The organism is Paenibacillus ihuae (genome assembly GCF_001368795.1).
GTDB lineage: Bacteria > Bacillota > Bacilli > Paenibacillales > Paenibacillaceae > Paenibacillus_AQ > Paenibacillus_AQ ihuae.
The window spans coordinates 1,052,571-1,065,636 of record NZ_LN831198.1; the positions used below are offsets into that span (position 1 = coordinate 1,052,571).

The following is a 13,066-nucleotide window of genomic DNA, read 5'->3' on the forward strand; positions in this document are numbered from 1 at the left end:
GCCGGTGCCCCGCATGATACGTCAGGCTTAAGTCCTCTATAGAGGCCAGGATTATCGACCCTGCACATGTAGTTGCTGTTCTTGGCAAGACCGAGGGCAACGGCTGTGTCAACGATTTTACCCGGGGGTACGCGGTGATGGCGCTGAAGAAATTTTTGGCACCATATTCCGGAGAAAACCAGGCGGCTGTGTCCTATATCATGTCAGGAGGCACGGAAGGTATACTGAGTCCGCATTTCACTATAATGAGCCGCAGCGGCTCGCCGGAGACGGGAGAGGCCGGGCATGGGCTGAAATCACTCGCGATTGGCGTCTCCAGAACGAGGGATTTCCTGCCGGAGGAGCTGGGGCGTCTGAGCCAGGTGGATGCAGTAGCTGAAGCGGTGTCCCGGGCAGTCCTTGATGCCGGTATTGAGTCTGCGGAGGATGTGCATTTTGTTCAGATTAAATGCCCGCTTCTGACTGCAGAACAAATTCATGAAGCCCATAGCAGAAATGCTGTACTTGTGACAGAGGATACCTATAAGTCGATGGGTTATTCCAGAGGCGCTTCCGCCCTCGGCGTTGCTGTGGCGCTCGGAGAAGTCAGCCGGGAGGGGCTCAGGGGTGAGGGGATTTGCGTGAACTGGGAGCTTTACAGCGCGGTTGCTTCGACATCTGCCGGGAGTGAGCTTTCCTGCTGTGAGATCATTGTATTCGGTAATTCTACCGCAGCGGAGGGCCCGTATTATATTGATCATGATGTTATGAAGGACTCCATTGACGGAGCGGCTCTGCAGCGCATGATAGAGCAGCATGCCGGAGATGAGCTGATTCAGGTGCTGGCCAAGGCTGAGGCTGACCCTGCGGGATATGTGCGGGAACGGCGCCATACGATGCTGGATGATTCAGATATCAACCATACCCGTCATGCGCGTGCTGTTGTTGGCGGTGTGCTTGCTTATGTATGCGGAGATCCGATGATCTATGTGTCCGGCGGCGGTGAGCATCAGGGACCGGCAGGCGGGGGGCCGGTATCGGCCATCTTCCGCAGGAATTAATACCACAAACATTATGGAGGAATGACATATGCTTACACAGGAAACTGAGGTTCTGACGGCAGAGGAAATGACATGGGAGCTGATGCCAAACCATATTGAGCTGTATCACCGGGAGATTGTCTCGGCGGCACATGCCGACAAGCTTGGTATACGGATGAGTTCTATTTTATGGGAGAAGCTCGGTGTAGGCGGACAGGTGGTTCCCCATTATCACGACGTGGTGGAGATTATTCACATTACCGTAGGCGAGGTTAAGCTGCTGAGCAACGGCGAGTGGAGCAGCTACCGGGCTGGAGATACCTTTCATGTGCCTGCAGGCGTTGTTCATTCAGTAGCCAATGCCGGGGATTCACCCTCTGAGCAGATCAGCATTTTTCTGCCGGCAGAAGAGCAGGTTGCTCCAAACTCTTTTTTCGGCACAACTATTATTGAAGATGTTTATTCATCAAAGCTAAAGTAAAGGCGGCGGATCTCCATGGCGAACAATGTAATTACAGGTCTGACCTGCAGCGACATTCTTTTGATTCCAGATCTCAAGGAAGCAGTGGTGCTTGCCGGGGCGGGCGGCTTGCACCGTTACATTAATCGCGTAAATGTGATGGAGGTTCCGGATGTTATTGATTGGGTCCGGCCTGGGGAATTTTTGATTACCAGCGGGTTCCCCTTTCGTGACCATCCTGATTTAATTTCAGACATGATTCCGCAGTTGAATCAGAAGGGTGTTTCCGCCCTGGGCATCAAGACCAAACGTTTTATTGATGAGGTCCCGGCCAGGGCACTCGAGCTTGCCGACCAGCTGGATTTTCCGATTTTCGAATTGCCTTCGTCGACTTCGTTCTCCGATGTGGTCAGAGATATTATGGAGCGGGTGCTGGTTCAGGAAGCCAGGGAGCTCTCCCAGCTCCAGAGCCGGTTTCAGAAGCTGTCAAAGCAACTGCTGCATGGTGATGGCATTGATGACTTTCTGCGCTCGCTGGACGGGATGCTGCGTAATCCGATTGTGCTCCTGGATGATATGGACCATGTGTTCTGCTCACCCCAGGCGGAGGAGCTCGAATTTCACCTCCAGATTCCCATTTGGATTCAGCTTAGGGATGAGGCGAGTCTGGGCATCTGTTTCATTACCCTCGGAGAGCGGCGGATCAGGGCTTATATATCTGCAGTCAATGACAAGCAGATGAATCAGTGCCTGCTTATATTACTTGAATGGAACCAGGAACTGACCGTGGTCGATCAGCTGACTATAGACCGGGTAGGGGTTCTGGTCGGGCTGGAAATGATCAATGCGAACGCGCGCAGAGAAGTCGAGCTGAAGTACGTGGACCAGTTCCTGCAGGATTGGATCAGCGGCAGGATAGTTGCCGGTGAGGATCTGAAGCTGAGAGCCGAGGCCTGCGGCTGTCCACTGCCTGATCAGACAATGAACGCAGCGGTAGTAGGCTGGCTGGACATGAAGCCTGAGGTTAAACAGATGCAGCAGGCAGTGAAGAGAATCAGGGCAAGGCCGGATTTACAACATGTGAAGATGACGATCATGGAAGGCGAGCTGGCAGTTACGATAGCTGATAACGGGGACAGCCCGCTCGCCGAGACTCTGCAGCGCCTGTTAACGGAGCTGAATAAAGTGTTTGCCAAAGATATGTTTGTCTTCTGCATCGGAGAGAAGGTAAACCGCCCTGATCTGGTCCATCTCAGCTATGAGTCAGCCAAGAAGATTAATCATATCCGCGAGATTTGCGATTTCCGGGAACCGTTTATTGATTATGAAAACTGGGTGTTTTCAGGCTGCTGTACCATTTGCCGGAGCTTGAAGAAATCCTGGATTACCGGGATCAATATGTGATACCCCTGCTTGATTACGACAGCAAGCATAATGTGTCCCTGCTGCAAACGCTAAACCAGTATTTCAAGCACAACCGCAATATAAAAAAAACCTCAGCTGCATTGTTCACTCATTATAATACCGTAACCTACAGGATTGAACGCGCTTGTGAGCTACTGAACTTAAACTCAGATGACGGAGACGATATGCTTGAGCTTCAATTGGCCCTTAAGCTGCATGAGATGAGGCCCTATGATAAGCAGCGTAATCCACAGAATAGGAGATGACATCATGGATATAGCCGAATTGCCGCTGAAGCTGTCTGCGGGATGGCTGCGGGACCAATACAGAAACGGGATGCTCACGCCAGAAGCAGTTATCCGTGAAATTATCCGGCGTTCACAGCAGGATCTGGAGATGAATATATGGATTGAGCCACCGGACTATGAGCGGATCCAGCCCTATCTGGAGGCTTTAAGCCATATGGACAGGGAGAATTATCCGCTCTGGGGGATTCCGTTTGCGGTCAAGGATAATATTGATGTGCAGGGTTTTCCTACAACGGCAGCTTGTCCGCAATTCAGCTATATACCTGACAGGCATTCCTCCGTGGTGGAACGCTTAATCGGCGCGGGAGCGATTCCGGTAGGCAAAAGCAATCTGGATCAATTTGCCACCGGACTGGTCGGCACAAGAAGTCCCCATGGGGCTGTGCATAATGCGCTCAGACCGGAATATATCAGCGGAGGCTCCAGCTCCGGATCGGCGGTTGCTGTGGCACGCGGCCAGGCAGTTTTCTCACTTGGCACAGATACTGCCGGCTCGGGCCGTGTACCTGCAGCCTTGAACGGTCTGGTAGGGTACAAGCCAAGCCTGGGAGCCTGGCCCACCCGGGGAGTAGTGCCGGCTTGCGCCAGCCTGGATTGTGTCACGGTGTTCGCGAACGGTCTGGAGGATGCCCTACTGGTTGACCGGCAGGTGCGCGGCCGGGATGCCTCTGATCCCTGGTCCCGCAGCATCCCCCGGCAAGCAGACCGTCTTCCTGCCAGGCTGCTGTTCCCGGCAGAGCCGCTTGTCTTCTATGGATCTCATGAGGAGGAATACCGGCTGGCCTGGCAAGCAGCGGGCGACTCGCTGAAGGAGCTGGGGATTCCGGTAGAATACTTGGACTGTACGATGTTCTTCGAAGCGGCGTCCATCTTGTATGATGGCCCTTGGGTAGCGGAGCGCTGGGCCGGTCTGGGGGAATTTGTGGAGAATAACCGTGCATCCGTTCTTCCTGTAACGGAACGGATTTTATCATCAGGAAACGGGGAGCAGCATACGGCCTCCGGTTTGTTCCAGGCCATGCACCGGCTGCAGCGGTACAAGGGCGAGTCCCGGGAGCTGCTGCGGGATGCGGTCCTGGTCATGCCAACCTGTGGAGGAACCTGGACCAGAGAGCAAGTGGAGCTGAATCCGGTCGGTGCCAATTCGGATATGGGCCGCTACACCAATCATTGTAATTTGCTTGATTTGTCTGCGGTAGCTGTTCCTGCCGGAGAAGCATCACCGGATTTGCCGTTTGGAGTCACCTTGTTCGCACTGGCGGACAACGAGCATCTGCTGGCGGGAACAGCAAGCCTCTACTTCTCTGGAGCATCAGCTGAAGAAGTTGAAGCAGAAGGAATAGCAGAAATAGCAGAAACGGCAGAAACAGCTGGGAGCTTGACATCCTATACTGAGCAGCAATGGACTACGATTGCTGTCTGCGGACTGCACATGCAGGGTTATCCGCTCGAAAAGCAGATGGCCAGCCATGGCGCTTATTTTTGGCGGGAGGCGAGAACTGCGCCTTGCTATGAGATGATCAGACTGCAGACCGTACCTGCCAAACCCGGGCTGATTAAGAAAGCTCAAGGCGGAGCCTCGATTCAGCTCGAGCTATGGAAGATGCCGGTTCAATCGGTCGGCGCATTTGCAGCTTTAATTCCTGCGCCGCTCGGGCTTGGAAAGGTCGAGCTTGAGGACGGATGTGAGGTTATAGGGTTCATCTGTGAAGGCTATGCTGAGGCAGAAGCGGAGAATATAACTGCCTGCGGCGGCTGGCGTTATGCCTGATGTTAATCCTGGTACCGGCCAGTCTTCCAGCTTAAAGTTGACCCGCTGCATTTGACAACAAATTTAGTCTTGAGCTATACTTTCTGTAATCTTATAGTGGATATACGTTGAATGAGCGCAGTAGCAGCTTAGTCCCTGTCACAGAAAGCCGGGGGGTGATGGAACCCGGCACACACGAGGGCTGTGAATTACACTCAGGAGTATCTTGGGTAATGCCAAGCGGAGCTAAGCGAACGATAACTCGCTGAAAGTGGTACGGACATGGTTGTTTTTCTTTGTTCGTGCAATTTGGGTGGTAACACGGTTAATCCAATCGTCCCTGTGTCTGTACAGACAAGGGGCGATTTTTTTATTGGATTTTAAGATACCCGGAACCGCACCGCCCGCCGCTCAGGATGTATATCACACAAGAACCGACAACTTACAAAGGGGATGTACATGGTGAATATTATCGATGAACTGGAATGGCGCGATGCCATTAACCAGCAGACGGATGCGGAAGGGCTGCGCGAATTAACGAACAGCAAGGCGGTCTCACTGTATTGCGGGGTAGACCCGACCGGCGACAGCATGCATATCGGCCATCTGATTCCATTTATGGTGCTTAGACGCTTTCAGCTGGCCGGTCACCGTCCGGTAATTCTGATTGGCGGAGCAACGGGAACGATCGGCGATCCGAGCGGACGCCAGAGCGAACGCTCCCTGCAGACACTTGAGCAGGTACAGGAGAATGTGGATGCACTGACTGCGCAGATGAAGAAGCTGTTTATCTCCGATGATAACGACAACCAGGTCCGCCTGGTCAACAACTACGACTGGACCAAGGACATCAACGTCATTGAGTTCCTGCGCGACTTCGGCAAAAACTTCAGCATCAATACGATGCTGGCCAAGGATGTAGTCTCCAGCCGTCTGGACAGCGGGATTTCGTTCACCGAGTTCTCGTACCAGATTCTGCAGTCGATCGATTACCTGCACCTCTACAAGCATGAGGATGTACAGCTGCAAATCGGCGGCTCTGACCAATGGGGCAATATTACAAGCGGTCTGGATCTGATCCGTAAAAAAGAAGGCAATGAAGCCAAAGCCTTCGGCCTCACCATCCCGCTGATGCTGAAAGCAGACGGCACCAAGTTCGGCAAAACCGCCGGCGGCGCGGTATGGCTCGATCCGAAGAAAACAACGCCGTACGAATTCTACCAGTTCTGGGCAAACACCGATGACCGCGACGTGGTGAAATACCTTAAGTACTTCACCTTCCTGAGCAAAGAGGAAATTGAAGCTCTCGCGGCAAAAGTCGAAGCCGAGCCGCATAAACGGGAAGCCCAAAAGGCCCTGGCCGAAGAGATGACCCGGTTCGTTCACGGCGAAGAGCTGCTGGAGCAGGCCAAACGCATTACAGCAGCCTTGTTCAGCGGCGATATCCGCTCGCTGACTGCCGATGAAATCGAGGAAGGCTTCAAGGAAATGCCGACCTATACCGCCTCCAAGGAAGCGAAGAACATCGTAGACTGGCTGGTAGACCTCGGCATAGAACCATCCAAACGCCAGGCGCGTGAGGACATTACGAAGGGTGCAATCTACATTAACGGGGAGCGCGTGAATGAGCTTGAGGTGGAGATTACTGCTGATCATGCCATCGGCGGGAAATTCATCATTGTCCGCAAAGGCAAGAAAAACTACAGTCTGGTGAAACTGACATAAAGTTGTTATCCACCATACCTGCAGCAAGGAGGGTGTTCTGATGGCCGTGAACCGGCTGCCGGGACTCCCTCTTTTTTGCGTAAAGCCGGAGGGGGATTTTGGAACTGTAGGAGCATTAGCGACCGCCTTTGTCTCCGGATTTCAACTGCAAACAGCGGAATAAATCAAGAAATCGCGGGACAACAGCGGCCGGAAGTCCAAACATCCACCGTAGGTGCGACTGATCCTGTACTCTAAAAACTCTAAGTTCAATCTAAATATCATTAATTATATGAAATTAAGCTGTTCAAAAGGCCGGGTACGTATAAAATAAAGACTGGGGGGTGAATGAATTGAATGCTAAAACAAAATATCAAATCCTCATGCAAGGAACCACCAGCAAAAATGTAAGTGAAACCTGCAAGGCGTTCGGCATTTCCCGGACGATCTATTATAAGTGGCAAAATGCCTACAAAAAGCACGGGATGGATGGGCTTACGGAGAAGGACAAAAAACCGGTCATGCCAAACAAAGTGGACAAGCGCACGGAAAGGCTGATTTTAAAGTATATTGCCAAATTTCCTGAGGATGGTCCGAAGCGAATCTATTATGAATTGCAGGACGAGGGGGAGAAGGTAGGGGAATCCGGGATATACAACGTGATGCGGCGGCACGGACTTAGCAAGAAGGCGCAGCGGGAAGCCTATGCCAAAGAAATCAAGGAGAAGAAATGGCCGAGCGGCACAGCGGCTAAAGCTCCAAGGAGCAAGGTAAGGGAACAACTTCTGGATTATAAGCTGAAGGATCCGGACAATGCCCACCCCGGTTATATCTGCATGCAGAATATTTATTATATGGGGGAGTTCCCGCGAATCGGGAAGGTATATCAATATGTGATTTATGATGTTTACTCTACGCTAGGACTGGTCAAGCTCTATAACCGGAAAGCTACCATACACTTCATCGATTTTATGCATCTTAAGGTCATACCCTTAATGAAGACACTGCACTTTGAGATCGACAATCTGGTAACGCATAAAAGCCGCGAATTCACAACAAACTGGGATAGAGGCAAACATAAATATAGTGACTTTTTACATAAAAACAATATTAATCAAGTGGCTGTCACTGCGCAAAATGCGGAGATATTTCAGCCATTGCAGCAATTTGTTGCAGTATTGACGGAGGAATTTTACCAGCAGGCCTGGGGAGATCCTACGATCAATTCCTTTGAAATACTGGAAAACCGCTTACAAGCGTACTTAAAATATTATAACTTCAACAGAAAGATCACAGACGGTCCTAATAAAGGCAAAATACCATCGGATGCAGCACTTGAATGTACGGGACAGCAGGAGACCTTGCCACTATGGTTATTCACAAGGAGATAACGGAAGATGGACAACATGAAGCGCGAAGACAAAATAGGCATCATCGGAGCAGGGATTTCCGGGGTTTCTGCCGCTTATTATTTGGCTAAAAAGGGCTATACCCATATTACCATCCTTGAGAAATCAGACCGTGTGGGAGGAAAGTGCTTTTCCATTGAGTACAAAGGGAAAACGTATGAAATGGGGGCGCTGTTCGGACTTCCCTCCTATACCCATACGAAGAACCTGATGATGGAATTTGACCTTATGGACAAGGGGCCAATACTAGAGCGGGGGTTTTTCAATACGAACGGAAGGCGGACCTCGCAGATTCCTTTGGATCAGGTACAGGCTTTTGCACAGGAGTTCAAACGGTTGCCGGAGATTTCCAAACGCTACGGGCGGTTATATGAACCGGGCCTTCTCCATTTGCCGGAGGATTTGTGCCAGCCCTTCTCCTTATGGTGCGATGAGAACGAATTATTTGTCATTAAGCAGGTCTATATGCATTACTTCAGTACCTTTGGATTTGGCAGTATTTATGATGTGCCTGCGGCGTATGTTCTGAAATTTCTAAGCTTCGATAATCTGCTCTCCTTTATTGAAGTTACGCATATGATCACCTGGCCTAAAGGGGTTACTGAGCTCATAAGACGTATGGCAGACCAGGTAGAGGACCTGCGTCTGACCTGCGAAGTGCTCCATATGGACTGTGAACCAAACGGCAAGGTGCGGGTGGAAACCAATCAGTCTGCTCTTTATTTTGATAAAGTTATTTATACGGCTTCCTTGCAGCATATTAGTGAGATCGCTCTTTTACCTGCGGCAGACAAAAGGGTCTTGGAGCAGATTACCTATGAGCGGTTTCGTGTTTACGCTTACAGGGTCGAGGGAATTCCTGAGCTTTCAGGTTATATTCCCGGCAATATGCACCCTGAGTCTAAGGGGCAGATGATGGCCTGGTATTACCGGTGGGCAGACATGGGAACTACGGATTTGATCACTATTTATGTAGTCGAGAATGAAGAGATGACCGATCAGGAGATGCGTGAGGCGGTGGAAACGAAGCTTAGGGATCTCGGCGGAACAAACATTCGTTTCTATATGATGAAGCGGTGGGAGCATTTTCCCCATGTGGAATCGGCTGCGCTCCGTGCAGGCTTTTATGAGCAGCTTGACCTGATGCAGGGGAGAAACCAGATGTATTATGCCGGAGAAATTATGAACTTTCCCACACTCGAGAACTGTATCGTATATACGAAATACCTGGTCGACCGATTTTTTTAACAATGATACCTAAACACTGGCCTTGCTCACAAAGCACTTTGTGGGCAAGGTTTTTTACTTTGGAGATTGGTTTACAACATGTAGTTCTAAAGATATAGAATCTATTAAAATCATCAGCCGGCGGTAGAGTCTTAGGTAATCCCGGGCAAAACCGTAGTGTAAACCTAACATGAAAGGAGACTTATAAAACGTTGATTTAGCAACGTTTTATAAAGTTTGATGGAACCTGACACTTTGATTATTCTTGAGCTAAGTCACACATTGAATACATAATATAAGGAGGAGTAAGTCATGTTTTTATTCGAATCTATTCCCTGGTACTCTGCACTGATGTGGTTAGTAGTGCTTGGAGGATTAATGTTCGTCAATGAAATTGCCCGCAAGAGCAAATGGGTATCACTGCTTTTGTTTTTAGTCGTTCCAATTGTTCTGACCCTGGCGGTCTGGCCTAATACTGCAGGTGAGGATTCTAGTGTCGGAACGTGGTTTCATTGGGTAAAAGTATACTCAGCACTGGCAGGCTGTTTAGGCTTCATGGCCATCAGATTTGTTAAGGGCTGGAGCAGTAATAAATACATATTGATGTTTCCGGCCATTATTCTGGCCGTGAATATTCTGGAAGCGGTTATCCGTGATTTCCAGGTATATAGTCTGGACGGTATGGTTGACGGAGTGATGATGGTGGGTGGTCCCTGGAACATTATGAACGGGATCGCAGGTATTTTGAACATTATTACGATTTCCGGCTGGATGGGCATTGTGATCAGTAAAGACAAGAGCAGGGATATGCTGTGGCCGGATCAGCTCTGGTTCTGGATTATCGCATATGACATCTGGAATTTTGCTTATGTATATAATGCGGTTTCTGACCATTCCTTCTATGCAGGCGCTGCGCTGCTGATCTCATGCACCATCCCGGCGTTCTTCTTTAAAAAAGGTGCCTGGTTACAGCATCGTGCGCAGACTTTGGCGTTTTGGATGATGTTTACAATGTCGTTCCCGACCTTTGTCGGAGAGTCGAAGTTTTCCGTACAGTCCTCACACAGTGAAACAGCGTTATGGGTTGTGAGTGCGTTGTCTCTGGCTGCTAACGTAGCCGTGATTGTTTATCACTGCTATAAAATATTCAAACATAAACGTAATCCGCTTAAAGTGGAGGTATACACCGATCTGGCAGCTTATAAAGCCATCGCAGACATGAAATAAGGGAAGTACATTCCTGCATTAAAAAAGAGGTTCCGGGCCACATTTGGCCGGGACCTCTTTTTGGTTATTTGGAGATCAGTCTTCAGCTTAATCTTCCAGCTTTGCAAGTTCGTCCTCAAGTCCGGCTAATGTGGCCTGAATGCCTTCAATCAAGGCGTGCTGTTTTGCCGCCTGTTCCCGCAGCTGTTGCTCTTCCGGGTCAACGGAATCCGGCTCATATCCCGGAGAAGCTGTCAGCCTTCTTAAATCCGCTTCATAAACCTTCATAACCCCTTGTGCTTCCTTCAATTCCTCTGCGGCAAGACCAATCTGATATTCCAGATACGTGAAATCAGATGCAGCCGCTGCATGGGTTGAACGCTGTGAATAGGTCATCCTGCACCTCCGCTTCAGTCTTGGTAGGTTTATGATACAAGTTTTCCGGGACAGGCTCAAGCTTGGAGCTATATTTCGATCGCCGCCCGGTGTGTACGCCGATGTTTTATTTTTAGCAGGAGCATTAGACAAACCATGGTTATAATACTGCTCAAAATAATGACATCCGAATAATCGTTGTACCACAGCATAAGCTGCTCATTCATCAGGGAGTGAATACCGACTACAAAAAACAAATTTTTGGTTAGCAGATAGAGCAGACAGAATATGATTCCCAAAATGACAAGCTGGATAAAATCATACACAAATTCCATCCCGGTGAGTCCGGAGTAGATCCGGTTCGGAATATGCATGAGTGCAAAGATGGACTGTGAAATGAACATGGCCGCAGTAACGCGGGACGAATGACGTTTTATTTTGCTGCATAAAAGGAAGACCTGAACAAATAAAAAGCCCCGGAATATAATTTCCTCCAGCAGTGCATTGCCAAAAAGCTGTCCGAGTAACCCGCCTAGCACTACACTCGGAAACTCCGTTATCTGGTCGTTGAAGGTAATGCTGGAGCCTGTTGAGAGGTTCACGCCCAAATTCACGAGCTGAATCGCGATCCAAAACAGCAGGAAACCTGTTAACCCCGGCAGCAGTTTTTCCTTCCTGAGACCCAATTCCCTTGGCGTAACTTTGGCGATGGCAACCAGGAAGATAATCACCTCCACGAAAAGACCGATTAGATTGGCACTTAACGTTCCGCCGATCCAGCCGTAAGTAAGATTGGAAAGCGGACGGTAGTAGCCGTGTTCAAAGTAAATAAGATTAACGCATAGCGAATAGATTATTTCAATAATAATCATCGCGGCGATAAAAGGGACAGGCACGGGCCTTGCTCCAAATAATGATGTTGAAATCCTGGCTTTACGTGGCATCATTGGCTGTATTCCTCCTTGATTATGTACTGGGCCATACTCTTTATTCTTACAGGATACATTTATTACCAATAAGATCCCGGAACCACTATATCCCTAGGCAGGAGAAATCTCCATTACAAAGATCATAGACCTGAGACATTATAAAATCGGGTATGCCTACGAAACGTAAGGCCAATCTGTATAATCCAGGCGATGATTATGATATAGTTAACATTAGGCTTTATGAAGTGATAGAAGACCTGAAAGGGAGTACTTCATGACACAATTTGTCTACAAACAGATTATTGATGATCTAAAAATGAAAATATTCGCGGGGGAATTCGCCGATATGAGATTGCCGGATGAACGCAGCCTCAGCGAGACTTATCAGGTAAGCCGCAGCTCCATCAAGCGTGCGCTGACCAAAATGGAGAGCGTCGGCATTATTTTCAAAAAACGCGGTTCGGGTACGTTCATCAATCCCCTGTACATAAAAAACGAATCCATCTTTAACTACGAAGGGTCGAATTTGGGGGTTACCGACAATTTTCAGATGCACGGCAAGAAGCCGAAAGTCAAAGTGCTGAATTTCGAGGTGATTCCACCCACCAAGGAGCTGCAGCGTGATTTGTTTCTCGGGCCCCATGATTTTGTCTACAAAATCGTCCGCCTGCGTCTGTTCGACGATGAGCCCTTTATGATTGAGACGGGGTATATTCCGATCAAAATCGTTCAGGATCTCAATCAGACAATTATCGAAGGATCGATCTTCAATTATCTGGAGGATTCGCGCAATCTGGCTGTGACCAAATCCTTTTTATCCATCTTTGCCGAGCCTTCCGAGCAGGATGACCAGGAGCTGCTGCATTTAAGCGTAAATGAACCCGTGGGGATTATGGAAGGGATATTCTTTTTGGATAACGGCACCCCCTTTGAATTCTCACACATGCGGTTCCATTACAAATATCTCAAGTTCAATACTTTTGTATCCGTGCATTAAGAATAAGACCGGGAAATTTCCCGGTCTTATTTTTTTGCCTTGACGAGGTAAACGATATGGTGTTTAAAAATTTATCTAAATTATTTTGTGAAATATATTGGTAAAAATTATAGAAATAAAGTGGTTTCCCTGTGTTATGGGCCCGATTTTCATACTATGTTCAAAAATTCACAAAATTGGACCGTATCACTTGTCAAAAAGGTTGTATTTATTTTTTGCAGAGGTATGATGTACGTGTAGAGAAAAGAGATTGGTATGGTATTCATAATTAAACAGGG

At 48.9% G+C, this 13,066-nt stretch carries 12 protein-coding genes and 1 other annotated feature; of the genes, 10 read left to right on the plus strand and 2 right to left on the minus strand.

Annotated features, from left to right (window positions below; all coding sequences use genetic code 11):
* Window positions 1-38: 38 nt before the first annotated feature.
* The 9 genes from atzD (at window position 39) to AQR02_RS04705 (ending at window position 10,508) form a co-directional block, all read left to right on the plus strand.
* Window positions 39-1,040 (plus strand): cyanuric acid amidohydrolase, encoded by a 1,002-nt coding sequence (gene atzD / locus AQR02_RS04670; RefSeq protein WP_108721970.1) that lies wholly within the window; start codon window positions 39-41, stop codon window positions 1,038-1,040.
* Between the two features lie 28 nt (window positions 1,041-1,068).
* Window positions 1,069-1,500 (plus strand): cupin domain-containing protein, encoded by a 432-nt coding sequence (locus AQR02_RS04675; RefSeq protein WP_054939586.1) that lies wholly within the window; start codon window positions 1,069-1,071, stop codon window positions 1,498-1,500.
* 15 nt (window positions 1,501-1,515) lie between these two features.
* Window positions 1,516-2,883 carry a PucR family transcriptional regulator ligand-binding domain-containing protein gene (locus AQR02_RS04680; protein WP_245237120.1) on the plus strand — a complete coding sequence of 456 codons (1,368 nt, stop codon included), beginning with the start codon at window positions 1,516-1,518 and terminating at the stop codon, window positions 2,881-2,883.
* Between the two features lie 32 nt (window positions 2,884-2,915).
* A complete protein-coding gene (locus AQR02_RS33575) occupies window positions 2,916-3,149 on the plus strand; it encodes a PucR family transcriptional regulator (RefSeq protein WP_245237581.1) in 234 nt (77 codons plus the stop codon).
* Between the two features lie 4 nt (window positions 3,150-3,153).
* A complete protein-coding gene (gene atzF, locus AQR02_RS04685) occupies window positions 3,154-4,962 on the plus strand; it encodes an allophanate hydrolase (protein WP_054939587.1) in 1,809 nt (602 codons plus the stop codon).
* Between the two features lie 98 nt (window positions 4,963-5,060).
* Window positions 5,061-5,286, plus strand: a binding site (T-box leader).
* A 117-nt stretch (window positions 5,287-5,403) separates the two neighbouring features.
* On the plus strand, window positions 5,404-6,666 hold the full coding sequence (gene tyrS, locus AQR02_RS04690; RefSeq protein ID WP_054941991.1) for a tyrosine--tRNA ligase: 1,263 nt from the start codon (window positions 5,404-5,406) through the stop codon (window positions 6,664-6,666).
* A 332-nt stretch (window positions 6,667-6,998) separates the two neighbouring features.
* Window positions 6,999-8,036 (plus strand): helix-turn-helix domain-containing protein, encoded by a 1,038-nt coding sequence (locus AQR02_RS04695; RefSeq protein WP_054939588.1) that lies wholly within the window; start codon window positions 6,999-7,001, stop codon window positions 8,034-8,036.
* 6 nt (window positions 8,037-8,042) lie between these two features.
* On the plus strand, window positions 8,043-9,302 hold the full coding sequence (locus tag AQR02_RS04700) for an FAD-dependent oxidoreductase (RefSeq protein WP_054939589.1): 1,260 nt from the start codon (window positions 8,043-8,045) through the stop codon (window positions 9,300-9,302).
* 291 nt (window positions 9,303-9,593) lie between these two features.
* Window positions 9,594-10,508 (plus strand): DUF5692 family protein, encoded by a 915-nt coding sequence (locus AQR02_RS04705; RefSeq protein ID WP_054939590.1) that lies wholly within the window; start codon window positions 9,594-9,596, stop codon window positions 10,506-10,508.
* An 87-nt stretch (window positions 10,509-10,595) separates the two neighbouring features.
* Here AQR02_RS04705 and AQR02_RS04710 read toward each other — a convergent pair whose 3' ends face one another.
* Together AQR02_RS04710 and AQR02_RS04715 are read right to left on the minus strand one after the other, a co-directional pair.
* The gene (locus AQR02_RS04710; protein WP_054939591.1) at window positions 10,596-10,883 is read right to left on the minus strand and encodes a hypothetical protein; all 288 of its coding nucleotides are present in this window, start codon (window positions 10,881-10,883) and stop codon (window positions 10,596-10,598) included.
* A 68-nt stretch (window positions 10,884-10,951) separates the two neighbouring features.
* Window positions 10,952-11,809, minus strand: coding sequence for a CPBP family intramembrane glutamic endopeptidase (locus tag AQR02_RS04715; protein ID WP_054939592.1), 858 nt, complete (start codon window positions 11,807-11,809; stop codon window positions 10,952-10,954).
* Window positions 11,810-12,065: 256 nt separating this feature from the next.
* Here AQR02_RS04715 and AQR02_RS04720 point away from each other — a divergent pair, with 256 nt between their 5' ends.
* On the plus strand, window positions 12,066-12,788 hold the full coding sequence (locus tag AQR02_RS04720; protein WP_054939593.1) for a GntR family transcriptional regulator: 723 nt from the start codon (window positions 12,066-12,068) through the stop codon (window positions 12,786-12,788).
* The last annotated feature ends 278 nt before the right edge of the window (window positions 12,789-13,066 follow it).

Coding starts and splice junctions, on each gene's coding strand:
- AQR02_RS04675 (WP_054939586.1), top strand. CDS start 1,069: ATGCTTACACAGGAAACTGAGGTTCTGACGGCAGAGGAAATGACATGG.
- AQR02_RS04680 (WP_245237120.1), top strand. CDS start 1,516: ATGGCGAACAATGTAATTACAGGTCTGACCTGCAGCGACATTCTTTTG.
- atzF (WP_054939587.1), top strand. CDS start 3,154: ATGGATATAGCCGAATTGCCGCTGAAGCTGTCTGCGGGATGGCTGCGG.
- AQR02_RS04700 (WP_054939589.1), top strand. CDS start 8,043: ATGGACAACATGAAGCGCGAAGACAAAATAGGCATCATCGGAGCAGGG.
- AQR02_RS04705 (WP_054939590.1), top strand. CDS start 9,594: ATGTTTTTATTCGAATCTATTCCCTGGTACTCTGCACTGATGTGGTTA.
- AQR02_RS04710 (WP_054939591.1), bottom strand. CDS start 10,883: ATGACCTATTCACAGCGTTCAACCCATGCAGCGGCTGCATCTGATTTC.
- AQR02_RS04715 (WP_054939592.1), bottom strand. CDS start 11,809: ATGATGCCACGTAAAGCCAGGATTTCAACATCATTATTTGGAGCAAGG.
- AQR02_RS04720 (WP_054939593.1), top strand. CDS start 12,066: ATGACACAATTTGTCTACAAACAGATTATTGATGATCTAAAAATGAAA.